The organism is Chloroflexota bacterium, assembly GCA_014360905.1.
Classification (GTDB): domain Bacteria; phylum Chloroflexota; class Anaerolineae; order UBA2200; family UBA2200; genus JACIWX01.
Genome location: JACIWW010000015.1, coordinates 42,226 through 66,000 on the forward strand (window position 1 = coordinate 42,226; position 23,775 = coordinate 66,000).

At 53.7% G+C, this 23,775-nt stretch carries 26 protein-coding genes and 1 other RNA gene; 15 read left to right on the forward strand and 12 right to left on the reverse strand.

The genetic code is table 11. The annotated features are described in order from the left end of the window. The first annotated feature begins 20 nt into the window (after positions 1-20). The 7 genes from H5T67_07760 to H5T67_07790 all read left to right on the forward strand — a co-directional run bounded on the left by H5T67_07760 (position 21) and on the right by H5T67_07790 (position 7,099). The gene (locus tag H5T67_07760) at positions 21-737 is read left to right on the forward strand and encodes a UMP kinase (GenBank protein ID MBC7245217.1); all 717 of its coding nucleotides are present in this window, start codon (positions 21-23) and stop codon (positions 735-737) included. A 12-nt stretch (positions 738-749) separates the two neighbouring features. Then, positions 750-1,307, forward strand: coding sequence for a ribosome recycling factor (frr, locus tag H5T67_07765; protein ID MBC7245218.1), 558 nt, complete (start codon positions 750-752; stop codon positions 1,305-1,307). A 7-nt stretch (positions 1,308-1,314) separates the two neighbouring features. After that, complete coding sequence (locus tag H5T67_07770) at positions 1,315-2,055, forward strand: isoprenyl transferase (GenBank protein MBC7245219.1); 741 nt, start codon at positions 1,315-1,317, stop codon at positions 2,053-2,055. A 78-nt stretch (positions 2,056-2,133) separates the two neighbouring features. Next, positions 2,134-2,925, forward strand: coding sequence for a phosphatidate cytidylyltransferase (locus tag H5T67_07775; protein MBC7245220.1), 792 nt, complete (start codon positions 2,134-2,136; stop codon positions 2,923-2,925). 85 nt (positions 2,926-3,010) lie between these two features. Beyond that, positions 3,011-4,942 carry a hypothetical protein gene (locus H5T67_07780; GenBank protein MBC7245221.1) on the forward strand — a complete coding sequence of 644 codons (1,932 nt, stop codon included), beginning with the start codon at positions 3,011-3,013 and terminating at the stop codon, positions 4,940-4,942. Positions 4,943-5,093: 151 nt separating this feature from the next. Continuing rightward, on the forward strand, positions 5,094-5,354 hold the full coding sequence (locus H5T67_07785) for a YfhL family 4Fe-4S dicluster ferredoxin (GenBank protein ID MBC7245222.1): 261 nt from the start codon (positions 5,094-5,096) through the stop codon (positions 5,352-5,354). A gap of 89 nt (positions 5,355-5,443) precedes the next feature. Further along, positions 5,444-7,099 carry an ATP-dependent DNA ligase gene (locus H5T67_07790; GenBank protein ID MBC7245223.1) on the forward strand — a complete coding sequence of 552 codons (1,656 nt, stop codon included), beginning with the start codon at positions 5,444-5,446 and terminating at the stop codon, positions 7,097-7,099. Here H5T67_07790 and H5T67_07795 read toward each other — a convergent pair. The 4 genes from H5T67_07795 to H5T67_07810 all read right to left on the reverse strand — a co-directional run bounded on the left by H5T67_07795 (position 7,090) and on the right by H5T67_07810 (position 10,102). Further along, positions 7,090-7,659 carry an NUDIX hydrolase gene (locus H5T67_07795; GenBank protein ID MBC7245224.1) on the reverse strand — a complete coding sequence of 190 codons (570 nt, stop codon included), beginning with the start codon at positions 7,657-7,659 and terminating at the stop codon, positions 7,090-7,092. The two genes, H5T67_07790 and H5T67_07795, sit on opposite strands and share 10 nt — an antisense overlap. Before the next feature lie 13 nt (positions 7,660-7,672). Next, complete coding sequence (locus tag H5T67_07800; GenBank protein ID MBC7245225.1) at positions 7,673-8,356, reverse strand: phosphoribosyltransferase; 684 nt, start codon at positions 8,354-8,356, stop codon at positions 7,673-7,675. Positions 8,357-8,441: 85 nt separating this feature from the next. Then, positions 8,442-9,167: a 1-acyl-sn-glycerol-3-phosphate acyltransferase gene (locus H5T67_07805; protein ID MBC7245226.1), complete on the reverse strand. Its 726-nt coding sequence runs from the start codon at positions 9,165-9,167 to the stop codon at positions 8,442-8,444. Beyond that, positions 9,164-10,102 (reverse strand): diacylglycerol kinase family lipid kinase, encoded by a 939-nt coding sequence (locus H5T67_07810; GenBank protein ID MBC7245227.1) that lies wholly within the window; start codon positions 10,100-10,102, stop codon positions 9,164-9,166. The genes H5T67_07805 and H5T67_07810 overlap by 4 nt, the downstream gene beginning before the upstream one ends. Positions 10,103-10,319: 217 nt before the next feature. Between H5T67_07810 and H5T67_07815 the strand changes: the two genes are divergently transcribed. The 4 genes from H5T67_07815 (at position 10,320) to H5T67_07830 (ending at position 12,985) form a co-directional block, all read left to right on the forward strand. Beyond that, positions 10,320-10,805, forward strand: coding sequence for a GAF domain-containing protein (locus tag H5T67_07815; protein ID MBC7245228.1), 486 nt, complete (start codon positions 10,320-10,322; stop codon positions 10,803-10,805). Beyond that, positions 10,744-10,980, forward strand: a complete 237-nt coding sequence (locus tag H5T67_07820) for a winged helix-turn-helix domain-containing protein (protein ID MBC7245229.1) — start codon at positions 10,744-10,746, stop codon at positions 10,978-10,980. The genes H5T67_07815 and H5T67_07820 overlap by 62 nt, the downstream gene beginning before the upstream one ends. 376 nt (positions 10,981-11,356) lie before the next feature. After that, positions 11,357-12,658 (forward strand): Glu/Leu/Phe/Val dehydrogenase, encoded by a 1,302-nt coding sequence (locus tag H5T67_07825; GenBank protein ID MBC7245230.1) that lies wholly within the window; start codon positions 11,357-11,359, stop codon positions 12,656-12,658. A gap of 12 nt (positions 12,659-12,670) precedes the next feature. Next, positions 12,671-12,985: a hypothetical protein gene (locus H5T67_07830; GenBank protein MBC7245231.1), complete on the forward strand. Its 315-nt coding sequence runs from the start codon at positions 12,671-12,673 to the stop codon at positions 12,983-12,985. 342 nt (positions 12,986-13,327) lie between these two features. On the opposite strand, the gene nadE is transcribed toward H5T67_07830, so the two are convergent. From nadE to H5T67_07850, 4 genes are all read right to left on the reverse strand, one after another. After that, positions 13,328-14,278: an NAD(+) synthase gene (nadE, locus tag H5T67_07835; GenBank protein MBC7245232.1), complete on the reverse strand. Its 951-nt coding sequence runs from the start codon at positions 14,276-14,278 to the stop codon at positions 13,328-13,330. A 20-nt stretch (positions 14,279-14,298) separates the two neighbouring features. After that, positions 14,299-16,644, reverse strand: coding sequence for a cadmium-translocating P-type ATPase (gene cadA / locus H5T67_07840; protein ID MBC7245233.1), 2,346 nt, complete (start codon positions 16,642-16,644; stop codon positions 14,299-14,301). A 58-nt stretch (positions 16,645-16,702) separates the two neighbouring features. After that, on the reverse strand, positions 16,703-17,062 hold the full coding sequence (locus H5T67_07845) for a winged helix-turn-helix transcriptional regulator (GenBank protein ID MBC7245234.1): 360 nt from the start codon (positions 17,060-17,062) through the stop codon (positions 16,703-16,705). A gap of 130 nt (positions 17,063-17,192) precedes the next feature. Then, positions 17,193-18,215 carry a hypothetical protein gene (locus H5T67_07850; protein MBC7245235.1) on the reverse strand — a complete coding sequence of 341 codons (1,023 nt, stop codon included), beginning with the start codon at positions 18,213-18,215 and terminating at the stop codon, positions 17,193-17,195. Between the two features lie 157 nt (positions 18,216-18,372). On the opposite strand from H5T67_07850, the gene H5T67_07855 reads away from it, so the two are divergent. Together H5T67_07855 and H5T67_07860 are read left to right on the forward strand one after the other, a co-directional pair. Beyond that, a complete protein-coding gene (locus H5T67_07855) occupies positions 18,373-18,918 on the forward strand; it encodes a YIP1 family protein (protein MBC7245236.1) in 546 nt (181 codons plus the stop codon). Positions 18,919-19,043: 125 nt separating this feature from the next. Beyond that, complete coding sequence (locus tag H5T67_07860) at positions 19,044-19,436, forward strand: C_GCAxxG_C_C family protein (protein MBC7245237.1); 393 nt, start codon at positions 19,044-19,046, stop codon at positions 19,434-19,436. Positions 19,437-19,443: 7 nt separating this feature from the next. Here the strand turns inward: H5T67_07860 and H5T67_07865 are convergent, their stop codons facing one another. Next, on the reverse strand, positions 19,444-20,145 hold the full coding sequence (locus tag H5T67_07865; GenBank protein ID MBC7245238.1) for a PHP domain-containing protein: 702 nt from the start codon (positions 20,143-20,145) through the stop codon (positions 19,444-19,446). A gap of 19 nt (positions 20,146-20,164) precedes the next feature. Beyond that, positions 20,165-21,358: a glycosyltransferase family 4 protein gene (locus H5T67_07870; GenBank protein ID MBC7245239.1), complete on the reverse strand. Its 1,194-nt coding sequence runs from the start codon at positions 21,356-21,358 to the stop codon at positions 20,165-20,167. Between the two features lie 158 nt (positions 21,359-21,516). Between H5T67_07870 and H5T67_07875 the strand changes: the two genes are divergently transcribed. Both H5T67_07875 and H5T67_07880 read left to right on the forward strand, forming a co-directional pair. Next, the gene (locus H5T67_07875) at positions 21,517-21,909 is read left to right on the forward strand and encodes a hypothetical protein (protein MBC7245240.1); all 393 of its coding nucleotides are present in this window, start codon (positions 21,517-21,519) and stop codon (positions 21,907-21,909) included. A 144-nt stretch (positions 21,910-22,053) separates the two neighbouring features. Next, entirely contained in the window at positions 22,054-22,473 is a 420-nt protein-coding gene (locus H5T67_07880) for a GNAT family N-acetyltransferase (GenBank protein MBC7245241.1), read from the forward strand. A 41-nt stretch (positions 22,474-22,514) separates the two neighbouring features. Here the strand turns inward: H5T67_07880 and H5T67_07885 are convergent, their stop codons facing one another. After that, a complete protein-coding gene (locus H5T67_07885) occupies positions 22,515-23,372 on the reverse strand; it encodes an MBL fold metallo-hydrolase (GenBank protein ID MBC7245242.1) in 858 nt (285 codons plus the stop codon). A 53-nt stretch (positions 23,373-23,425) separates the two neighbouring features. Continuing rightward, positions 23,426-23,603, reverse strand: a non-coding RNA gene (gene ssrS, locus H5T67_07890) — 6S RNA. Positions 23,604-23,775: the final 172 nt, after the last annotated feature.

The window sequence follows — 23,775 nt, forward strand, 5'->3', positions numbered from 1 at the left end:
AATTTCGGGACGGGCTAGCGGTGGCAAAACCCAAATACAACCGTATTTTGCTCAAAGTAAATGGTGAAGCACTCGCAGGAGAAGCAGGCTGGGGCATTGATGTACCCACTGTGGAGAGCATCGCGGCACAAATTCAACGAGTTCACAACCTCGAAGTTCAGGTTGCCATCGTCATCGGAGCAGGCAACATCTGGCGGGGCATCAACGGACTGGCACGGGGTATGGAGCGCGCGACTGCTGATTACATGGGCATGGTCGCCACGGTGATTAATGCTCTGGCGCTACAGGATGCCTTGGAGAGAGGCGGAGTGGCTACGCGTGTGCAGACAGCAATCGAAATGCGCGCAGTGGCTGAGCCTTATATCCGACGTCGGGCGATCAGGCACCTGGAAAAAGGGCGAGTGGTCATATTCGGTGCAGGCACTGGCAACCCGTACTTCACCACGGATACTGCTGCCGCACTGCGGGCTATGGAAATTGAAGCAGATGTGCTGCTCAAGGCGACGAAGGTGGACGGCGTCTACGATGACGATCCCATGATTAACCCTAAAGCGCATCGTTTTGCTTCGCTAACCTATATTGACGCACTCAACATAGGTGTCAAGGTAATCGATAGCACTGCTTTATCCCTGTGCATGGACAACGATTTGCCTATTATCGTCTTCAAATTGGCCGAGGCCAATAGCATTGAGCGGGTGGTCTGTGGGGAACCAATTGGGACGATTATCAGTCGTTAACCAGGAGGGACGATGGTTTCTGACGTATTGAAAGAAGCAGAAGTTAGGATGAGCAAGGCAGTGGAGGTACTGCGCGAGGATTTGATGGCCATCCGGACCGGGCGTGCTTCGCCTGCCTTGGTGGAGCGCCTGCGCGTGGATTACTATGGCACTCCTACTCCACTCAATCAAATAGCTGCCATCTCTGCGCCAGAACCGAGGCTCCTGGTTATTCGACCTTGGGATCCAAGCAGCATTGGGGAGATCGAGAAGGCGATACTCAAATCAGACCTTGGGCTGACGCCGAACAACGATGGTATGGTGATCCGTTTGCCTATCCCGCGCCTTACCGAAGAGCGCAGGAAGGAATTGAGCAAGGTCGTAGGTCGCCGTGTGGAAGAAGGGCATATTGCCATACGCAACATCAGGCGGGACATACAAGAGGACTTGCGTGAGTTGCAAAAGGAAAAACTCATTACAGAAGATGAGTTTTTCGAGGCCCGCGAGAAGCTGCAGGAAATCCATGACAAATACGTTGCGCTGATGGATGAGATTGGGAAAGCGAAGCAGCAAGAAATACTGGAGATTTAAGTTTTAGATGAGCAGTAACGCAGGACAAGGGACAGTTCCTCGAGTCCAGTTATCGGTAATCCCTCAACACGTAGCCATCATTATGGATGGCAATGGCCGTTGGGCGCAACAGCGAGGCTTGCCGCGTTTGGCCGGCCATCGGGCAGGAACCGAAAACGTGCGGCGCATTCTGCGTGCATCCGTTGAATACGGCATCAAGATATTGACGCTTTATGCCTTTTCAACTGAGAATTGGAGCAGACCGCGCGACGAAGTGGAAGGGCTGCTAACTTTGCTTTCGCAGGTGATAGACCGCGAATTGGAAGAGTTGCGCAAGAACGGCGTACAGTTGCGTCATCTAGGTGCACTGGAAGGGTTGCCGGATCATTTGCAAAACAGAATCCGCGAGGCGATAGCAGCAACGTCCTCCGGTGAGCGCATCATCGTGAATGTAGCACTGAACTATGGTGGACGCAGGGAAATCGTCGAAGCAGTGCAGCGCATGATGAGGGATGGTGTAGCCGTAGATCAGGTGACCGAACAGGCTCTTGCAGGTTATCTATATACTGCGGGTCTGCCGGACCCTGACCTGATCATCCGCACTGCGGGCGAGATGCGTCTGAGCAATTTTCTCATCTGGCAGGCAGCTTACGCCGAGTTCTATTCGACCCCAACGTATTGGCCTGATTTTGGTCCTGAGGAACTGTATCAGGCATTGCTGGCTTATGGTCAGCGGGTTAGAAAATTCGGCGGCCTGCCTGCTCAGTGATGAGCCAATCTCAATAGCACATCGATCCCTAGTGCAATATATCATGGGGCTTGTGAAGGCTCCGGGAGAATCTGCAACGTGCTCAAGCAACGCATTCTTAGTGCCATTGTCCTCATTCCAATAGTTCTGGCTCTATCCTACGCAGGGGGCTCGTACTTTGCTGCATTGGTGGCCGTAGCAGCGCTACGAGCTGGCTATGAGTTCTATCACATCATGTACAAAGGGGGCTATCAGCCATCCTATGCTGTGGGATTGTTTGTCATCGCAATCCTCTTGTTGAATGCTTACTACCCACAGTGGCAGGTATGGCAATGGGGATTGGCGACTGCGGTCATGCTGCCAATGGTGTGGCAGATTCTCAAAGGAAGTATAAAAGATTTCTTGCCCAGTTGGGCACTTACCTTGGCTGGTGCATTATATGTAGGTGGACTTTTCGCACATCTCATTGCCTTGCGTAACCTCTCCAATGGGCTGGGATGGTTGCTGCTGACCTTTGCCATCACGTGGGTCTGTGACACAGCGGCTTACTTCGCTGGGCGGTTTTGGGGAAAGCGTGGTTTCTTTACTCAAATCAGCCCTCATAAGACTCAGGAGGGGGCAATGGCTGGGTTCCTCGCTGGGATTGTGACAGCGCTTGTATCCGGGCGTTGGATGGGATTGCTGGGGTGGCAGAGCCTTCTCTTGGGAATCTTGTTGGTTCTAGGCGCTACCTTTGGCGACCTGGCAGAGTCTCTGATAAAGCGTCAGGTGGGTGTCAAGGATTCGAGTTCTCTCATTCCGGGTCATGGAGGCATGTTGGATCGTGTAGATAGTTTGTTGTTCAATGGCGTCATCATGTATTATTTTGTGTTGTGGATAGTCTACAGGTGAATTGCCGCATTGGTTTACCCAATCAAGATTATAGAATCAATCCCTTCATTCTCATCTTGATCCGTGCTCTCGATGGGGTTGGATCATGGTAGGGTACTGGATAACATCCGTATTATCACTGGGCAATCAGATTCTCGCTTCGGCAAACGTCATTATTGGCTTTTCGCTCTTGGCCTACATTATCACGAATAACTTCCGCAGTCCAGTTGCCCGAGCTTTCTCCGCCTTACTGGCCTTTATCATTATCGTATATGTGGGCGATATCCTCGTATTCAACGTGATTTCCGAACCGCTGACGCTGCTTTGGTTACGTTTTCAGTGGTTGGGCATTGCTTTTGTGCCGGCAGCTTGTTTCCATTTCTCCGATGCCTTGTTGCGAACGACTAACTCTACCTCATCCTTGCGGCGAATAGCGGTGACGGCAAGCTATGCGCTCGGATTGGTGTCGCTTGTTCTGGCTATAGCGACTGACCTGATCGTAGAAGATGGGGTCACTTCTCGTGAGATTTCGCACTTGGCTCCAGGACCTTACTTTGGAGCATTCACGCTTTATTTCTTCGTCACCGTCTTTGCGGCTGTGGTCAATGTCTTTCGTGCGCGGCAACGGTGTTTGACCTCTACTTCGCGGCGGCGCATGACCTATTTATCAATAGCGATTATCGCTCCTGGCTTTGGGGTTTTCCCTTATCTGCTCGTGCCGACCATGGCGCGGACCCTGTCTTCTAACCTTGTGTTAGGGCTTTCTATTATTGGCAATCTAGGCATTGCTTTGATGACTGTGGTCAGTGCATACACAGTAGCCTATCAGGGTGTGTTCATGCCCGATCGCGTGATCAAGCACAACTTGATTCACTATCTTCTGCGTGGGCCGTTGGTCGGCTCGGTGGTAATTTTCTTGATGCTGGTTATTCCCAGAGTCGAGGCTATATTGGGCTTACCGCGTGATACGGTGCTTATCTTCGCAGTGATTGCGAGCATCGTGCTCTTGCAAGTGATGGTTAACCTGGCCAAGCCGTACATAGATCGCTTGATCTACCGCAAGGATCGCGATGAAGTGGCTTGGATAGAACAGTTGGACACCCATCTCCTGACGACCACGGACCTTGAACAGTTGCTGGAGAACGTGTTAATTGCTTTGTGTGATCTGCTCAGGGTGCACAGTGGTTTTGTGGTTGCGATGCAAGAAGGCGCACTTGAGTTACAAGTGTTCTGTGGACCCCGTGAAGCAGCCGCTCGATTCCTGAAAGAGTGTGACTGGCATAATCTCCTACCTCTATTTGCGGCCAGTTCCAGCCGACGGGGCGAGCTACGCAACGAGGATTTCATACAGCGTAATGGCTATTGGCTTTTACCATTGCGCAGCAAGGATAGAGAATCTACACTGGGCATCCTGGGGGTAGAGGCGCATAATCGCGCACCTGCCCTAACGTTGGAGGCATTAGCCACGGTGGCCAACTTTGTTAGCCAGGCTGAACTAGCTCTGGAAGACATGCACTTACAGCAGGATGTCTTTACGGCGCTGCAGCAGATCGTGCCAGAGATCGAAGAGATTCAACGTTGGCGCAGTGCGCCATTTTACCCTGCCCCTGCTCGACTGGAGCGATTGGAGAGCAATCCAGTCTATGCGCCTGATTTCCCCAGAGTAGTGAGAGATGCACTGAGGCATTATTGGGGTGGACCAGGTTTGGTGGACAGTCCGCTGATGCGCACACGGCTTGTGCGTCAGGCCCTGCAGGAGAACGATGGCATACCCGTTCGTGCACTGCGCGCAGTGTTGGGAGCGGCAATTGAACGTTTGAGGCCATCAGGGGAGCGTAGCTTGACTGCCAGCGAATGGGTGGTCTACAATATTCTAGAGATGAAATTCATTCAGGGGCGGCCCATTCGCGAGATTGCCGAGCGCATGGCCATCAGTGAGTCAGATTTTTACCGCAAGCAGCGCATAGCGATTGAGCAACTGGCGAAAATATTGGTGGCTATGGAACTGGAAAAAGCGACGAACAGCGACGGCATGTAAGTCGGGCCTTGGTTTTGATTTGTCATCTTTGCACGAAAGGTAGTATAATTTTTACTGTTAGTTCTCGGGGAGACCAGTGGTCCTGCTGTCGCCTGTACCATGGTCATGTTGTCCCTTAGAGCGGCAATAAACTATGTAAGGAGGAAAACCGATGGCTTTCAAGATCACTGAGGATTGCATTTCTTGTGCGGCTTGCGAGTCGGAATGCCCTAACGAGGCAATCAGCGAGGGCGAGGAATATTTTGTGATTGATCCGAACAAGTGCACCGAGTGCGTGGGCTTCTACAATACGCAGCAGTGTGCGTCTGTATGTCCCGTGGATGCTTGCGTGCCGGATCCGGATCACCAGGAGACAAAGGAACAGTTGTTAGCGAAGTTCAAGAAGCTCCACCCTGATAAGGAACCGAAGTAAGCCGGGGTAGCAGAACTTCATTATATGAGCAGTCGAGGAACCGGGTTTGTAGCACAAACCCGGTTCTTGGTTTTGAGGAGATGGCGTTCGTGTCTTCATTCTCCGACTTTGTGCAATTGGGGGAGCAATTAGAGGCGACTCGCGCACGCAAAGTCATGACCGCGCTAGTGGCGCAATATCTGCGTTCGGTAGCAGAGGACAAGATTGCCCTAGCAGCCCGCATGATCATTGGACGCGTCTTTCCTGAGCAGGCAGGCCGGCCACTGAATCTGAGCGGTGCGGCTGTGATGCGTGTGGTCAATGAGGTGGTGAAAACCACTGCTGAGCAGCACCAGAAGATTGCCAGCGAAGCAGTAGATTTCGGACAGAGCGTACAGATGATGTTGGAAAGAGGCGCCCGTTTGCACGCACAGGGGCCTGCTCTTGCTCTGCGAGAGGTCTGGCAGGCATTCCAGGATATTGCAGCAATCAGCGGGCCACGGTCACGGCAATACAAGGATGAGAGATTCCGAGCGCTTTTGCAACGAGCTACTCCGTTGGAGGCAAAGTACCTCGTCAAGCTAGCAGTGGGTGAAATGCGGCATGGCGTAAGCGAGGGCTTGCTTCTAGACAGCATTGCTCTCGCTGCTAGTGTGCCGTTGGAGCTAGTGCAGAGAGCCAATATGCTGATCGGCGATGTCGGGGCTGTAGCGGATATCGCTTTGCGCCTGGGTCATGCCGGATTAGAGCGCAGCAGCGTGAAGCTAGGACAACCCATCAAACCCATGCTAGCTCAGACTGCTGCTTCTATCGCTGAAGCCTTTGACCTACTCGGTGGTGAGTTGGCTTTGGAGTGCAAACTGGATGGTGCCCGTGTGCAGATACACAAAGAGGGCCAACGGGTGTGGCTTTTCTCGCGCAATCTGTCTGATTTGACCAGCAGTTTACCTGAGGTCTGTGAGCTGATCAGGCAAGAGATCACAGCACAGGAGGCGATTCTGGAAGGGGAGGTGATTGCTGTTGGTGCCGATGGCCGACCGCTGCCTTTCCAGCATTTGATGCGGCGACTAGGTCGGGTGCACGACATTGTGACCATGCAACAAGAGGTACCGGTGCAGCTCTACTTGTTCGATGCGTTGTACGCTGATGGGGAAATATTGCTCGATCATAGGTATCGAGAACGCATAGAGGTGTTGCAGAGAGTGCATGGAACGATTCCTCTAGTGAAAAGGCTAGTGACTTCTTCTGTAGCCGATGGTGAGGCTTTCCTAGAAGCAGCTCGGGCGGCAGGCTATGAGGGCCTCATGGTCAAAAACCTAAACAGTCCCTATACTCCTGGTGTCCGTGGCCGTCACTGGCTCAAAATTAAACCAGCGGTGACGCTGGACTTGATTATTGTGGCTGCCGATTGGGGGTACGGACGGCGCCACGGTTGGCTATCCAACTACCATTTGGCAGCACGGGACGAGGAGAGCGGCGAGTTACTGGAGGTAGGAAAGACATTTAAGGGACTGACCGATGAGGAGTTCCAACAGATGACCGAAAGGCTGTTGGCACTGAAGGTTTGCGAGGCGCACGGAACGGTATTTGTCCGCCCAGAGGTAGTGGTGGAGGTCGCTTTTAACAATATCCAGGCAAGTCCACATTACCGATCAGGCCTGGCTTTGCGCTTTGCACGTATTGTCCGTTTCCGGTCAGACAAGTCAGCCGCTGAAGCAGATACGATACAAACTATGCGTCGCTTGCAGGCGGCTGGCTATTTCTGATCCCAAGATGGCTCGCTTGATCTGTGTAGGTATAGCAGAGCGAGGGCCACGTTCGCGACCCATCCCAGCACTTTGAATTCGCCCTTAACCAACGCTTCTTCCACTTCTGAAGAGTCAAGTAAGAGCAGCTCTTGCTCCTCCAAATCATCCGATTGGGGCTTTGTCACATAATGGGCATCACGTGCAAGGTAAAAGTGTCCAGTTGCGATACCACGATTGGCACCCATCCTATAGCTACCGAGATGAATCCATTGCGAAGCCTCATAGCCCATTTCTTCGCGTAGTTCCCGCTTTGCTGTTTCTAGTGGATCCTCTCCTGGCTCGATGTAGCCTCCTACTGGTGCCAACGATGTGCCTTCCACCGCGTACTTCGTCTGGCGGAAACAGAGCCATTTCCCCTCTGTCGTCACAGCAATGACATTGATGAAGTCGGGCGTGATGATCCACGGCCAGTCGGAGATAATGCGCCCATCTGCCAATTCCACCGTGTGGCTTTCTACGGTCAAGTACTTACTATGCTGGAAGACAATACGCCGTTCCAGGGTTTTCCAGGATTTCATTGCTATCCGTCTCCTAACCAGTTTTGCGAGGCAGGTTGTTGTCAGAAGAGGAGTTTTTGTGGGTCATCTGACTCCATTCTGCCAGGTATTGCTTTACTTCATCGTCGCTCAGATCGTACCAATGCTCGTATGTGGATGCAACAGCAAAAGGCAGATGCTCTGGGTGGACATAAAGAGCGATGAGCGCCTCTACGTGGGGTTTCAGCAGCTTCACCGCAGTCCCAGACGCCGTCGGGACGGCGACGATCACTGCTTTCGGCTGTTTCTTTCTAACCGATTGCACCGCAGCAAGCATGGTCGAACCAGTTGCCAGGCCATCATCAACTAGGATGACTTCTTTGCCTGCGAGGTCAACAGGGGCTCTATCTCCTCGAAACTCTCTCATGCGATGTTCCACTTCTCTTCTGGCCTTCTCCGTCTGCGCTTCGACTACCGTTCTAGGGAGATGCGCAGAATGCGGTCCGAGATACACCGTGCCGTCAGATACTACGGCTCCAAACCCCGCCTCGGTTGTCCAGGGGAACTGGATTTTGCGCGCAATCATCAGGTCCAGTGGAGCGCCTAACGCCTTGGCTATCTGGGCGCCAACTGGCACTCCACCCGCAGGGATGGCCAGGATCAGCGGATCGCTCAGCTTCAACTCCAGCAGTTTCTGCGCCAATTTCTTGCCCGCTTCCACTCGGTCTCGAAAGAGCACTGGTGGGTAATCACTCTGTGACACGAACATTTTGCTTACCTTTGTGAGTGTTTGCCCAAGGAATGCATGGCTCTCTTGAGATTGATTATGGCATGGTCGTTGTATCGGCAAGCGCACGGCGGAGATTGCTCTCCGAGCCTGGCGGAAAGCGCAGATACGTCTCTGTGGCTGCCGACAAATCGGAATAATAGCCTCGATAGGCGGGAGGCAACAGGGCTGCCAACTGATACATCACCTCATCGGTTATTTGCCAGCGTACTTCTCGCGTTATTTTCACTTCATTGGCCTGTATGTAGAATGGCTGGCCGACCACGATGTGAAAATCAGTGCGCTGTAAGCGAGACAGATTCCGGTAAAAGTTTTCACCACCGTAGTAGACGACGGGCAGCAGTGGCGCGCCTGTGCGCAAGGCCAACATGACCGCACCGGGACGTCCGCGTTGTAACCGTCCGTGTCTGCTGCGCGTTCCCTCTGGTGCTATGGCCAGGATGTGCCCTGCTTCCAATTCGGCTAGTGCGCGGCGAAAGGCAACCGTATCGGCTTCGCCTCGGTGCAGAGGAATGGCATCGAAAAGGGTGAATAGAAAGCCTAGAATGGGGTTATCCCACGTTTCGATTTTGGCGAAGGCAGTCACTCGTCGCGGCTGCAGGTAGACGAAAAGCAAGGGGACGTCCAGGAAGTTGACGTGGTTGGCCACTAGGATGAGCGGCCCATGTGCCGGCACTTTTTTCAGTTGCTCAGCATCTACCCGGCAGAGGATATTGATCAATCCCCTCAGGACCAAGAGCACGATCTTCTGGACCAACGTCATGAAGTTGCCTCCGCCACTTGGCAAATTATTTCGATCTGGCGCGGCAAAAGCTCCACAGCCAGGCGTTTTCCCTCGGTGCACAATGTCTCGCCATCAGCGTGCGCAGGAAGGACACCCTCAAGAGCAGTAACCACAATGCGGTTGGTTCGCGCTGTCTTGATCTCGGGCTGGGAGGACTGCGTCCCTTTCATGAACTGGGGGATCAGCGCAAAGATCCGTGGGCGGCTCGTTTGCGCTGCGATGCAAAGGTCGAGCAATCCATCGTCAATCTGTGCTTGCGGAGCCATCATGAAAGCGCCACCCATGCGGCGCCCATTCATGATAGAAATCATCAGCGATAGCTGTGTGATGTCCTCTTCATTGTACTCGATTTGCACTTGCGGAGCGCGGTAGTACAGGAAGATGGTTTTCAGGGCAGCGACCAGGTAGTTCGGGAAGCCAGTTAGGTATTTCATTTTTACCGCTTCGAAGCCGACCACAGCATCGAATCCAATACCCACGCCGTTGCCGAAATAGCGACCCTGGGGGTATAGCCCTCCTTCGACCCGACCGACGTCAATCAGCCGCCGATAGCCCTGTTGGAGCACTTTACAGCCGGCTTCCACCCCTGCTGGCACGCCCACTCCAAAGCCAAAGTCGTTGCCCCTTCCGACGCTGATATAGCCCATGGTGGCTGTGCCTAACCCGGCTTGTTTGGCCAGCATTAGACCATTCAGTACTTCGTTTGCCGTGCCGTCGCCACCCACCGCGACAACCACCTCGTAACCGTCGGCAACGGCTTGTTGTGCCAGTTCCGCCGCGTGCCAGGGGCGCTCGGTGCGGATGAGGTCAAAGTCCAGACCGTAACCTTTCAGTAGTTGCTTGATAAGCGGGATAGCTCTCTCTCCGGCACCTCGGCCGGCGATGGGGTTCACGATGACCTTGTATTGATACATGATAATAAAACCTCCAGTGATAAGGTTGATGGAAGAAATTTTATCCCACATGCCTGATTTATGCAAGGTAACCAACCAGGTTTGGCAGGGAGCTGCTTTTGACAGAACCGAATAATCTAAGGTATACTTGCATAGAAGAGCACCTCTATGGTCAGGAGTCATGTAAGGCGTAGCCATGCGAAGTGGCAGTTGCAGAACACAAGGGCGTACAAAGGCTATGGATCAAGTTGAGGAGCAAAAAGAGAAGAGAGAACTCTTGGCTTTCCGCAATTTCACCAGAGGCATTGCCCACAGTGCAGATTTTTCGATACTGCTCAAAGCGATCTTGGAGAGTCTGCACGACATTTTCGAGCAATCTGATGCTATAGTACTGTTCCTCCATCGGCAAGTACCTAACCAACTAGTGGCGGAGTGCGCCATTGGCTATGACATGGATCCCGCTTATCGAATCAAGTTGCAGGTTGATGAGGGCATTGCGGGCGAAGTCTTTTCCTCTGGTCAGGCTAGGCTATATGCTACGCCAGAGGCGGTAGCCGAGGCAATGGCAGACATGAGCACACAGAATCGTGCTTACCTCAGTCAAGCAATGCTCGACTGTGATTGTCCCAAGAGCGTTCTTGCCTTTCCTCTGTTTTCTGGCAATGAAACAATGGGCGTTGTCATGTTGGTTGGCCCTGAACGCAAATTGCATCATGTTGCATGAACAACTCCTCACGGCTGTTTGGGGGCCTGAATACCGCAACGATATCGACTACCTCAGGGCTTATATCCGATACCTGCGTCGCAAGATTGAGCCAGATCCAGCCAACCCTAGATACATTCTCACCACACCTGGCGTAGGCTATATGCTCGCTTGTCCTACTGAACAATCCAACTAGCCTGTTCCCTTCCGACAACCTATATTCTGGATTAAAGGCGAGACTTGCCAATGCTGGCAAGCCTCGTCTTTTTTATGAATTTTTTATTTTTGGAATCATGTTTTTATGCGAATCTCATGGCTTTTATGCTATTGTTGAGGTGGAATAGTGTGAAGCGCGATTGGTCAAGAGCCAGTGCTCATAGTTTGTTGCACATGGGGTTGAGGTCATGATATTGCGATTCGCTCTACCAGTGTAGGAGGAGAACAGCGTGGGAGATTTGATTGCAACGGAGTTTATAGAAACAACTCATAAACCGGTGTCTGGTGTCGTTTCAACGCCAGAGAAGACTAAACAGCTTCGTCCTGAAGGAAAGCAGGCGAGGCACGGACCAGAAGTGAACCCGTTCACTTTGGCGCAGAGGCAATTTGACGAAGTAGCCGACCTACTTGCTCTCTCGCACGAAGCGCGGGAGATATTGCGTTGGCCACTGATGGAAATTCACTTTCGCATCCCAGTGCGTCTGGACGATGGTTCGTTGCGTGTCTTTGATGGCTTTCGTGTGCAACACAACTGGGCCCGCGGTCCGGCCAAGGGTGGCATCCGCTTTCACCCAGCTGAAAATATAGACACTGTACGTGCCCTTGCGATGTGGATGACTTGGAAGTGCGCGGTAGCCGATATCCCCTTGGGCGGAGGCAAAGGAGGGGTCGTGGTTGATCCGACTATGTTATCAACAAACGAGTTGGAGAGGTTGTGCCGTGGTTGGGTTTGCCAGGTATGGAAAAACATAGGCAGCAATTGGGATGTCCCTGCTCCGGATGTTGGTACTACTCCTCAAATGATGGCCTGGATGATGGATGAGTATTCCAGACTAGTGGGCGGATATGCCCCTGGTGTTGTGACTGGCAAACCACTGAGTGTTGGAGGAAGTGAAGGACGAACTGGCGCCACTGGTTTTGGCGTGACCATAGCTGTGCGAGAAGCACTCAAACACTTGGGCATTGATCCAACAGGCTGTACAGTATCCATCCAAGGTTTTGGCAATGTCAGCCAGCATACTGCTGTTGGTTTGATTGAGATGTTGGGGTGCAAGGTCATTGCGGTCTCATGCTGGTCACCCAGGGATAGACAGGCTTACACTTTCACGAAGCAAAGCGGCATAGATCCATGGTTTCTCAAGTCCATTACGGATAAGTATGGCACTATTGACATTGAAAAAGCGCAGAATGCTGGCTATCTCGTTGAAGACGGCGATGCCTGGCTATCGCAAGAGGTAGATGTGCTTATCCCTGCGGCGATTGAAGGAGTCATCACAGGCGAGACCGTGCATAAGATTAGCAACAGAGTCAAGGTATTGGCTGAAGCAGCCAATGGGCCAACCACTTCTGAGGCTGATGAGGTACTGGCGAAAAGCAAGATCTTTGTTATCCCAGATATTCTATGTAATGCGGGTGGTGTGATTTGCTCCTACTTCGAAAGTGTGCAGAACACGACGAACTACTATTGGGATGCAAAAGAGGTCAATGCCGGGCTCGAGCAGAAAATGACGAGAGCTGTTCAAAGCGTTTTAGAGATGGCTCAGATCAGAGGTGTATACATGCGCCATGCAGCTTATATGATCGCGGTTGATCGTGTGGTCAAGGCGATGGAATCACGCGGTTGGTTACATGCATCATCTAAATCACAAAATCTTTAGGAGGTATGGAAAATGTCAACAGAAATCACAGAGAAAATTGCGCTCATATCCGACGATGTTGGTATGGCAAGTATGATGGAATATGCACTAGATTTCAGTGCGCAGAAAACAGGGTACAAGAATCAGGAGCAGGTTCTCGAAGCACTGCGCGGCGGAGATTGCTCTGTCTGTGAGTACTTGCGTTACGGCCTGGCTCAAAAGATAGCAGAATACCTAGGTTCAGCAGATCAGACTGTGAAGGCAGTTTACGTGTACGAGCCCGAATATGCGACCGCGTGGACGGGGCAGTGCCCGACAAGGGCAGCCTCTCGAAGGGCATCAGCATGATCGCCTGGGTCACTCGAAAAAGTGCTGCTTTGTCATCGCTTATCAGCCTGATTGGTTCCCATTTGGCACAAGGATTCACACAATTCAGTTGCCCGCATGCCAATGCATTGTGCTCTAAGCTCGATGTGCACATTGTGGATGATGATGAGGTGTTGATGCGGACAGGCTATGGTGCGTTGCTCACTTCTTTTTACGTGCGTCCCATAGAGGTTTGGCGTAGATAAAGGGAATGGGCATCCTATCAGGATGCCTATTCCCTGTTTTCGGCATGACTTGACCGCAAAATATCTCGCTACTGCATGCCAATGCGTTCAAGTAAGCCGGTTATTGATGTATGCTCGATCACAAATACGCTGGAAGTTCATCGCGGATGCGTGCCGCGCGCATTGCCCTGTGCACCGCTTTGATCATCGCTGGTTTGACTCCAGCCTGCCTGGCAATATCCTCGTCGGACAGGCCCTGCTCTATCCCCCAGAGTACCGCATCCAGTTGCTCGTAAGTTAGACCGATGAGCGCTTCGTTCGGTAGTCCGGCGGCTAAATCGCCTGAGGATGCCTTGTTCACAATTTGCAGTGGCACGCCTAGGTAACGTGCTAGTTCACGCACTTGCGTTTTGTACAGGTGGCGCAGCAAGGCAATATCGTTCGCTCCATCGCCATATTTATCGTAGAAACCTATGCTCCATTCCGATTTATCGGTTGTGCCTACTACCAAGCAGTCGTTCAGAAAGGCATGGTAGTAGAGAAGGATCATGCGCAGGCGGACTTTAGAGATGGCAAAGGCATAGACATGAGCAACAGGTCGCCAGAGCAGTTTGTGCGCAAGTCGCTCCCAGCAATTGGGATGGGAATGATAGAGCAGTGCCAGCCCCTGGCTGAACGCCGATGGCTGCCGCGTGAGACGAGCCAACCACCGTAAACCCAACTCGAGAACACGCCGATTGGCAGCCATTTCCTTTGAGATCAACCCGTAGACGCCCATTTGGGTCAGGATGGGCGTCAGGTCAATGCGGGTCGTATCCAGCCCTAGTGTTTGTGCAACGAGTTCGGCATCCCGTATGTTCTGTGGGTCTGAATCTCGTTCGGGCAAAATGAGCGCCAGGACCCTTTTCTTGCCCAGAGCACGTACGCACAGATAAGCGCAGACCGTTGAATCGAGCCCTCCGCTCAGTCCCAGGACCACACCGCGTTTGTTCAGCCGCGTAACCTCCGCTTGTACGAATTGCTCCAATTCGCGCACCGTACTGACGGGATCAAAGCGCAATCCCTTGCGTATCTGGACTGCTGCGGACACTGCGGATATCTCATCCTCCATCACGAATCGCGCAACAGGCGCATGCCGTTGAAAATAACAATGAGGGACGTACCCATGTCAGCAAAAACAGCCATCCAGAGAGTGGCCAAGCCCGCTAGGGCCAATGCCAGAAAGAGTCCTTTGATGACTAGGGACAGGGCAATGTTTTGCTGGATATTCTGCACGGTGCGTCGTCCTAGACGGATCAGATAAGGGATGTGACACAGATCGTCGGACATGAGCACGATGTCCGCGGTCTCCAATGCAGCGTCGCTGCCAGCGGCGCCCATGGCAATGCCAACGGTCGCGCGCGCCATCGCCGGCGCGTCGTTCACTCCATCGCCCACCATGGCCACAGTGCCGTATTCCGCCAGCAGGCTTTCCACGGCGCGCACTTTGTCCTGCGGCAGCAGATTGGCTTGGACATGGCTGATGCCGGTTGTTTTGGCTATGGCCTGCGCGGTTCGTTCGTTGTCGCCACTGAGCAGTACGGTTTGTCCGATACCCAAGTCGTGCAATGCCTGCACCACACCTGGGCTGGCTTCCCGCACTCGGTCGGCTATGGCGATAATACCCAGTACATTCTCCTCGCTTCCCACCAGGATTGTGGTCTTGCCTTCCGCTTCCAGTTGTGCGATGCGCTGGCAGATTTGCTCCACATGGGGCACGCGTTCGCAGAACAGAGGGTGGTTGCCTACGTAGTGAATTCGCCCATTGATACGCGCCTGACCGCCCAAGCCGGTCAGTTCTTGATAATCCCTCACGGGCATTAGCTCGAGACCACGATGCTGGGCTTCTTTGTAGATGGCTTGCGCGACCGGGTGTTGGGAGTGTGCCTCGATGGAGGCAGCCAAGGCGAGGACCTCATCGGCTGTGTGAAGGTTGATAGACTCCACATCCGTAACAGCGGCTTTTCCCTCAGTTAAGGTCCCTGTCTTGTCAAAGGCCACAGCCCGAATGTGCCCAATCGCTTCCAGGTACATGCCTCCCTTGATCAAAACGCCGTGACGGGCAGCATTGGAAATCGCTGAAACAATGGCCACGGGCGTGGAGATAACCAATGCGCAGGGGCAGGAGATGACCAGCAACACTAAGGCGCGGTAGAACCAGAGGGAAAACGGCGCACGGAAAGCCAGCGGGGGTACGATGGCGATAGCCGCGGCCAGTGTGATAACCGCCGGGGTATAGTACTTGGCAAAAGTGTCCACAAAACGTTGCGCTGGCGCCCGCTGCGTCTGTGCCTCTTGCACCATGCGCACAATACGGGCCAAGGTGTTGTCAGAAGCAAGCCTTGTTACGCGTATCAACAGGGCTCCACTGCCGTTGATGCTTCCTGCATATGCCGGTGTGCCAGGTTGAGCATCTACGGGGGTGGATTCGCCAGTGATGGGCGCCTGGTTCAGCGTGGAAACTCCACTTTCGATGATGCCATCCATCGCTACTCTCTCGCCGGGCTTGACTTCGATGAGGTCGCCAACTTGCAGTTGCTCCACAGGAACGCGGTCAGCGTGATCACCATGCACCCGGGTGGCTTCTTTTGGCGATAGTTCCACCAGCCTACGGATGGCTTGTCGCGCTCGATCCATGGTCAGCGTTTCCAATGCGTTGCCCAGGGAAAACAGGAACATGGCGGTGGCTCCTTCCGCCCATTCGCCAATGGCCATGGCACCGATGGCAGCGATGGACATTAACGCGTTCATGTCCAGGCTGCGTGTGGTGCGCAGTGCCGCCCAGCCACTCTTGGCGACATGATACCCACCGCAGAGTATGGCCAGAAAATAGGTTATCTTTACGGGCGATTCGGTCGCGCCCATGATACGCAACAGGAAGGCTACTGCCCAGAAGAAGCCTGAAGCAATCGTGAGCATCAGGCGCTGCTGTTGAACCAGGTAGGAGCGCCAACTGTGCTTTGGCGTCTTCATCTGTCCAACTGTGGGTGAACGCAATCGCGCCGCATACCCCAGATCTGCTGCCTGCCTGATGACCATCTCCGGCAAGTCCTGACCAGCAATGCCTCGCACGCGCATCTGCGCTGTGGCAAAATTCACCTGTGCCTCGATCACATGGGGCAAAGCGGCGACAGCCCGTTCAAGTTTGGCAGCGCAGTCGGCGCAGTCCAACTCATCAAGTTCAAAGACGAGTTCGTCGCCCAAAGCGACGTCGTAGCCTAGTTCTTTGATCCTCGCGATGATCTGCGCTGGATTTGTTTGCTGCGTATTGAACTGTACTGCCAGGCTGGCTGCGGCAAAGTTCAGTTCCGCTGCTTGCACACCCTCCAGTTGGGCTACCCCGTCTTCCAGAGTGCGTGCACAGTCTATGCAGTCCAGCCCGGTGATGGGTAAAGTGATTTGTTGCATGGTTGTCATTTGTTCGCCTCATACTCAGTGTGTTGCCGTCTTCCAACAGTCAGTTCACTGAACGCCACTAACCATGCCGCACATGGTCCAATCCCTGTTGGAAGAGGGTCGAGATATGTTCGTCGTCCAGGGTATAGTAGGCCAACTGCCCAGCCTTGCGCCGCTTGACCAGCCGCAGTTGGCGCAGGATGCGCAGTTGGTGCGAGATCGCTGACTGACTTATGCCTAGCGTAGCGGCTAGGTCGTAGACGCATAGCTCGCCTGTGGCGAGGGCGGAGATAATGCGCACGCGGGTAGGGTCGCTGAGGGTTTGGAAAAAGTTGGCCAGTTGGGCAGCGGTCCCCTCATCCACCAGTTGTGCCTGCGCCCGACGAACCCCTTCTGCATCGGTGTATTCGATTTCGCAACGGTCTATTTCTGACTCCATATTTTTGCTACCCGAAGGATTATGTGAATATATGAGCAGTTATTCATATAATAGCACAAGAATTTGTTTTTGTCAAAGATCAGAGGTTTTATTGTGCCAGTACCCGGTCGAACCAGGTTTCTGACAGCGCTCAGATGCTGTGCAGCACTTCAAGCGCTTTCAGTGTCACCCACTTGCTGGGCTGTCCTTTCTTCTCCAGAGTAGCCTGCATTGGGCTAGGAGCTCTCTCCAGTATCCATCTGCCATCGCCTCGCCGCTTCTCACGCAGGACCGCCAGTGCATCCTCCGTGCGCTCATCGCTCACCCCTAGCCTTGTTAGCACCCACAGTCCGCGCAGTATGCTGTATCCCCAGAACCAGGGGAAAGTCAACTCTAGCCATTTGGGATTGATTACTTGCCAACCATGGTGGTCAGAGCGGTACAGATGGTGCATGAGCAGAAACTCTGCTCCCCGCGCCAATGTTTGCTGCACCTGAGATGAGCGCCTGTCAGGAGGTATCTCTGCCAATCCCTCCAGGGCGCAAATCGTGCCATGAAAGCAAGAGTGTCTATCGCGTACGTGTGCCTTCCAATATGGACATAGCCAGCCGCCATCGCCATACTGAATGCTCACCAACCAATCCACTGCCCGCCATAGGCGTGGTTCGTCACAATAGCCCAGGCGAAAGAGGGTGGCAACCATGTTTCCGGTGAGGCAGGAGAGGGTCATTTGGTGTACTAGGTCGGCCACCAAGGTTTGCGGTTCATGGGGCTGCTTGCCGTGCCCTTGCCTGCGCTGCGTGACATAACGATACTCACGCCATGCGCCCTCTTCGCCAAATTCTGCAAAGCCACCCTCAGGTTGTTGAAAGCAGAAGATATACTCCACTGCTCGTTGCACGTGTTTCTCTGTCCTGTGCAGACCCAGGTTGCCTAGGAGCATCAGTGTCCAGTAGGTGGATTTGTACTTGGGCAGGTAAGGCGAGATGGGATCGCCCCAATAACCGCCAGGGGCTTGTCGGGTGAAAACATGCATCGCGAGTGGGGAACTAGCGATAGCGGAGCGGGTCATCTGCACTTCAGTGTCATCTTCGGGGTGTGCCAGCAGGTAGCGCAGCGTGAGATAGCGTACCGACGGATTATCAGGCTCGAGAAGCCAGGGAATAACGTCCATAGGGTAAGTATAGGCAAGTCGGCAGCCCTGTCAATTTCCCCGATGATAAACGCCCAAAATGCGCAAACGCAGCAATGTGGTAGGTGGTCGCTTTGTTATTTGACGGGGCATGGGAAAGGTGGTAGAATCGGTTAAACAACTTCAAAGGGGGGCGAGAATGGTCGAGCGCATTATCCGTATCATCAGGTTGGATTTTCCCGTGTTCAAGGAGATCGAATCCGATCCAAACGCGACTACCGAAGCAGCGATTGTGGTTGCCGTGTCTTCGGTGCTGTCCGCTATTGGCTCCGCAGTTGGCTCCCATCGACCAGTGCTGGTCTTTTTCTCAGGGGTGATCGGTGGCATTCTAGGCTGGATCGTGTGGTCTTGTGTCTCCCATTTCATCGGGCAGGCCATGTTCAAGAGCAAGGGCACAGTGGAGAACATGCTGCGCGTGATTGGTTATGCTAACGCGCCGCGGTTGCTGGGTATCTTTGGCTTCATTCCATGCCTGAGAGCGCTGGCGTCACTGATTGGTGCCATTCTGGCTCTCATTGCCGGCATCATGGCCATCCGTGAAGGGTTGGATTTGGAGCTGGGGCAGGCCATCATCGTAGCGGTCGTGGGTTGGGTTGCGTTGTTCATTATCTCTATCATCATCGGCGCCATCTTTGGCGTTGGGGCAGCAGGGGTAGGGCTTGTGAGCGGGGCAGTTACCCGCTAATTCACGATAAAGCATCGTACTGAATGGAGTTATCGTCTAGGCCCACCATCGAAACCGAACTAGCCATTCGCGCGGGCGATTTAATGCGCCAAGGCTATCACTGAGCTGAGGCGGTTATGCTCGCCGTGGGCGGGTATCTGCTGGGAGAAATTCCCCCTCCTGTAGTCAAGATGGCCAGCACACTCGCTGGTGGTCTGGGTGGCACGCGTCAGGAATTGTGTGGTGCATTGAACGCGGGGGTGATGATCATTGGGGCGCTGTACGGGCGTACCCGTCCGGGAGAGGATGAGGCGGTAGCGCGTGAGTTGGCAGCGCGCTTCCGCGAGCGTTTCCTGACAACATTTGGTACGACCCAATGCGCTCCGATACGTGCGCGGTTTGAGACGACTGGCAAATCTGGCTTCTGTGCACCAGTAGCCGAGCAGGCGGTGCTGCTTTTATGTACCGTGCTATCCGAGCAAGGCATCGTACTTTCATCCCCTGACACCTTCCCCAGCATCGATTGGGCGTGCGAATAAGGGTAGGTCAGTGGGCGTCCCTAACGCCTTGCTTTCTTCTAATAATGATTTGGCGCAACAGACGCCATGCCGTCAGCGGAGCAATGGAGGCCACCGTCAACGCGGGAACAAGGTACGGGGTCTTGGTTGTGTAGTGTAGCCGGGCACGCTGCAGGTTCGCCAGGAATTCTTGCGGCGTCTGAAAGTTGTCCATCTCTGTCCAGGCACGCCCAATTTCACAGGCAAAATGCCCATCGGAGCCGGCAGCTACAGGCAATCCATATCGTGCCGCCAACTCGCGAGCGCGTTGGTCATCGGCAGCGAAAGGGGCTCGTGCGTTATAGCCTTCGAGCACATCAATCTGCTCGATGATCTCGTAGAGCTTGCGCTCCTCGATTTTCCCTGGCACGCCCCGTGCCAAGGGATGGGGGATAAAAACCAGTCCCTTTTGCTCACGGATGCGCGCGATGGTTTCCTCTGCACTGAGATGGGGCGGGATGTGTTCCTCAATGAACAAGGCGGCGATGCCTCCGTGCATCGTGCCGATCTCTTCTCCCACAATAACCTTGAATGGCGCCCATTCTCTTAGGCGAAGAGCGCCTTCGATTTCGTCATGGTCGAGGATGGCTACGCCATCCAGCCCTTTGCGTCGTACAACGGCAGATAGTTTCTCCAGTGAGAGGGCGCAGTCATAAGAGTAGCAGGTGTGGACGTGGAGGTCGAGGCGCATAGACAGTGGCTCAGTTTCTCTACCAGGCTACCTTAGCACGTTCCGCAATGACGCGCTCATAGACGCGGATAGTTTGTTGCGCGATGCGCTGCCAATTGTACTCTTCCCGCACCACGCGGTAGGCATTTTCCGCACGCTGTGCAGCCCAATCGGGACGGGACAGGGTGTGGTTGATGCCCCAGGCCAGCGATTCGGGATTATCCGGATAAACGGTGATGCCTGTCTCAGCATGTTTCACCACCTCTTGCAAGCCACCGACCAAGGAGACCACCACCGGCACTTTGGCCGCCATGGCTTCGAGAGCAACGATCCCGAATGGTTCGTACAGACTCGGAAAGACGGCGCAAGAAGCTACTTTGTACAGGCGATCGCGGTCCTCATCGGGGATAAAGCCGGTGAACAGCACCTTGTCGCCAACGCCAAGGTCCCAAGCCCGGGCGCGTAGTGCAGGAATGAGGTCGCCTGTACCGGCAATGACGAACTTGGCGGCAGGGTTTTCGGCCAGCACGCGAGGCACGGCTTCGATCAAGATGTGTACCCCTTTTTCGTGGACGATGCGCCCCACGTAGAAGACAATTTTCTCCTCCGGCAATGCGTACATGCTGCGGAAGCGAGACAAGTCCGCCCTTTCCAGGTGTTGGAAGCGATCTACCCTTACGCCGTTGGGAATAACGTCTATCTTGTCCGCTGGCGCCTTGAAGTAGTTGATCACTTCAGTGGCCATGTATTGGGAGCAGCAAATGATGCGCCAAGATTCGTAAGTCAGCCACCATTCCACGCTGTGGATAGCCCTTTGCATATCTGTAACCAGGTTGCCTCGCGCCCGTCCCTGTTCCGTAGCGTGGATAGTGCTGAGCAAGGGGATGCGAAAATTGCGTTTCAAGGCAGTGGCACTGAAGGCGGTCAGCCACTCATGGTTGTGAATCAGGTCAATGCCTTTTTCCTGGCAAAGAGCGCCACCTACTTGTTCCAGACGAATGTTGGTCTGCCACGCACTGGTGTAGAAATCGGGCATGGGCACGTCAGGCGGATCCACGCGGTACACTGTAAGCCCATCAACCTCTTCCTTTGGTTCGCCACCAGCCCAACGCGGGGTGACTAAGTGTACTTCTACTCCTTCTTGGATTAGTGCAGGCACGAGTTCGGCTACATGGCGACCCAAGCCCCCCACAATATGCGGCGGGTACTCCCAGGATAGCATCAAGATGCGCATGCAGCGGGCTCCTTCCTCATAAGTAAATGGCACGAAGCGGGACACAGGACTTTTGCGCACTTCGTAGCTCTTGGCATCAATGCCAACCGCTCAAATTGGCAACTGCACACCAAAGGATTATACTGTAGCATAGCAAGCAGTCCAAAAGGAGGGAAAGCATGGAGAAGATCGCCGAAGCCATTCGCAAAGCATTGATGGAAGGAGAATTGCCTTGCGCATCTGCTTTTGCTATCGCACAGCGTTTGAGCGTGGAGCCATTGCAGGTGGGGCAGACGGCGGATGAACTGGGCGTGCGGCTGTCCAAATGTCAATTGGGCCTCTTCGGATACGGTTCCAAGGCAGAGGGCAAGCATCGCCGCGTCAGACCAATGCCTGACGTGCCACCGCAACTCGCTGCGGCGATCAGAGCCGCGTTAGGCAAGGATGGCAAGTTGTCCTGTATTGCTGCCTGGCAGATCGCCGAGGATCTACAGATGTCCCGACAGCAGGTAAGCGATGCAGCGGAGGGATTGGGAGTGCGTATAGGACATTGCCAGTTGGGAGCATTCTAAACGGTTCCGAATCGGCAATTGACAGCGGCAAGGTGCAAGTATCCTGTTTCGCCACCGACCAAAAATGGGTGTCGAGCATTGGCAAAAGTTGACAGCGCCTACACTCCATTGTAGAATTGAGGGTGAGAAAACGTAGGAGGGATTATGATTATCCGGGACTTTCGGCCAGAGGATGCAGAGGCACTAGTAGAGATTTTGAAAGCGAATTTACAATATGGAGATCCGGCCACAGAGGGCCCGGAGGCCATGCTGCGGGTGCACGAATGCCGGGCAGCAGTGTTTCTGGTTGCGGAAGAGGATGGCAAACCGGTGGGCTTGAGCCGTGGCGTTTACGATGGCTCCAAAGCGCTCATACACCTGGTCTCCGTGCACCCTGCTTATCAGCGACGTGGTATCGGTACAGCACTGGTGCGCGAGACCGCAAGACGATTCAAGGAACGTGGCGCAACGAACTTGGCAGTTACTGTGCCTGGTGATAATCTGGAATTCTGGAAGAAGTTATCTTTTCGTGTGACCACGCGCATTATGTTTGCGCATCCAATTGAAAAAGTCATCGAAGGGTGAGGCTTTGAGCGCTTTCAGGCTGCTTTTTCGAGGGGTAGGGTTTACTTTTTGCTTTGCTTCTTTGTTTGCTCCATCTTCTCCTTGAGCTGCGAGTAGAGAGCGATGAGGTTTTCCTGGTGTAGGTACTGCACCAGACCATCGAGTGGAACACGCGATTTGCCGCAGGATTCGATGTCAATGCTCGCTAGAGCAGATTCGGGGGCGCCTTCCTTTACCAACTTCTGCACTTTCTCGGTAATTGCCTGCAGGTAGTGTAGGCTTGATTCGATTTCTTCAGCGAGTTCTCCCTTTAGCAGTAATACCCCATGCCCCTGTATCACGCTTTCAGGTTTGAGCGCGCGCACGGTGCGCAGCGATTGGGCTGTGGCATCTAGATCACCCCAGACGATGTAGGGCACGGGCAGCACGGAGTCTCCAGCGAATAGAATGCGATCTTCCTCGATCATTACACCGATCGAATCCATTGTGTGGCCTGGTAGAGAAATGAGATAGAGCGAGCGGGTGCCCAGGTGGATAAACATCTCGTGCTCAAAAACAATGTTGGGCAAACGGAGTTCGACCTCAGCCAAAGCTGGAGTCTCTTTCTTGGCCTCTGCTAGGCTCTGTTCCCCCCATTTCAACAAGGTCTCGCGACATAGACGATGAGCGATGATCTCTGCTTCAGGGAATAGATAATTACCATTAGTGTGATCGGAGTGATAGTGGGTATTGATTACGTAGCGGATGGGACCTTTGCTGTGCTGCTTGATGAAGGCAAGCATCTCCCGGGTCTCTTGGGGAAAAGGGAGAGTGTCAATGACGATCGTGCCTTCCGAAGTGAGAATGATGCCAGCGGTGACCTGAGCATAGATGTCACTGCTGAAAGTATAAATGTCTTCGGCAACTCTGTCCCTTCTCATGCAACTTTCCTTGCGCGAGAATGTAGTAGATAAGGTGACTGCTCACGAAAAAAGCGTCTCCGCCATGCCGTGTGCGCTTTAGTTTCGAACCTGCTCTCGCAGGTGGGGATCTAACCTCAGCGGTTTTGCCTCACCCTGATGGGTTACTACAGCTCCTAGAGGAACCCAATCCCCAAATGAATCAAGTGTTGGCTCAAAACCTCTGGCGCATCACGAACACAGCAGATGACGCACCAAAATATTAGCACAAAGAGCCTACGATGTCAAATTTGCCAAAATGCGCTTGCGCCAACAGATCGTTACCAGGTGGTACAGGCGATTTTGACAAAAGGGGGTGCTCCTGTGGTAAAAGAATTGTGGAAACAACTGCACCAGGAGGAGCACCGCCTATGGCCGATCTGGC

Excerpts from the sequence above, each read along its gene's own strand:
- H5T67_07865 (MBC7245238.1), bottom strand. The coding sequence starts at position 20,145 with ATGCGCCTCGACCTCCACGTCCACACCTGCTACTCTTATGACTGCGCC.
- H5T67_07850 (MBC7245235.1), bottom strand. The coding sequence starts at position 18,215 with ATGGACGTTATTCCCTGGCTTCTCGAGCCTGATAATCCGTCGGTACGC.
- H5T67_07880 (MBC7245241.1), top strand. The coding sequence starts at position 22,054 with ATGATTATCCGGGACTTTCGGCCAGAGGATGCAGAGGCACTAGTAGAG.
- cadA (MBC7245233.1), bottom strand. The coding sequence starts at position 16,644 with ATGACAACCATGCAACAAATCACTTTACCCATCACCGGGCTGGACTGC.
- H5T67_07855 (MBC7245236.1), top strand. The coding sequence starts at position 18,373 with ATGGTCGAGCGCATTATCCGTATCATCAGGTTGGATTTTCCCGTGTTC.
- H5T67_07885 (MBC7245242.1), bottom strand. The coding sequence starts at position 23,372 with ATGAGAAGGGACAGAGTTGCCGAAGACATTTATACTTTCAGCAGTGAC.
- H5T67_07845 (MBC7245234.1), bottom strand. The coding sequence starts at position 17,062 with ATGGAGTCAGAAATAGACCGTTGCGAAATCGAATACACCGATGCAGAA.
- H5T67_07820 (MBC7245229.1), top strand. The coding sequence starts at position 10,744 with ATGAAACAATGGGCGTTGTCATGTTGGTTGGCCCTGAACGCAAATTGC.
- H5T67_07785 (MBC7245222.1), top strand. The coding sequence starts at position 5,094 with ATGGCTTTCAAGATCACTGAGGATTGCATTTCTTGTGCGGCTTGCGAG.
- H5T67_07770 (MBC7245219.1), top strand. The coding sequence starts at position 1,315 with ATGAGCAGTAACGCAGGACAAGGGACAGTTCCTCGAGTCCAGTTATCG.
- H5T67_07870 (MBC7245239.1), bottom strand. The coding sequence starts at position 21,358 with ATGCGCATCTTGATGCTATCCTGGGAGTACCCGCCGCATATTGTGGGG.
- H5T67_07795 (MBC7245224.1), bottom strand. The coding sequence starts at position 7,659 with ATGAAATCCTGGAAAACCCTGGAACGGCGTATTGTCTTCCAGCATAGT.
- frr (MBC7245218.1), top strand. The coding sequence starts at position 750 with ATGGTTTCTGACGTATTGAAAGAAGCAGAAGTTAGGATGAGCAAGGCA.
- H5T67_07805 (MBC7245226.1), bottom strand. The coding sequence starts at position 9,167 with ATGACGTTGGTCCAGAAGATCGTGCTCTTGGTCCTGAGGGGATTGATC.
- H5T67_07815 (MBC7245228.1), top strand. The coding sequence starts at position 10,320 with ATGGATCAAGTTGAGGAGCAAAAAGAGAAGAGAGAACTCTTGGCTTTC.
- H5T67_07810 (MBC7245227.1), bottom strand. The coding sequence starts at position 10,102 with ATGTATCAATACAAGGTCATCGTGAACCCCATCGCCGGCCGAGGTGCC.
- H5T67_07780 (MBC7245221.1), top strand. The coding sequence starts at position 3,011 with ATGGTAGGGTACTGGATAACATCCGTATTATCACTGGGCAATCAGATT.
- H5T67_07875 (MBC7245240.1), top strand. The coding sequence starts at position 21,517 with ATGGAGAAGATCGCCGAAGCCATTCGCAAAGCATTGATGGAAGGAGAA.
- H5T67_07830 (MBC7245231.1), top strand. The coding sequence starts at position 12,671 with ATGTCAACAGAAATCACAGAGAAAATTGCGCTCATATCCGACGATGTT.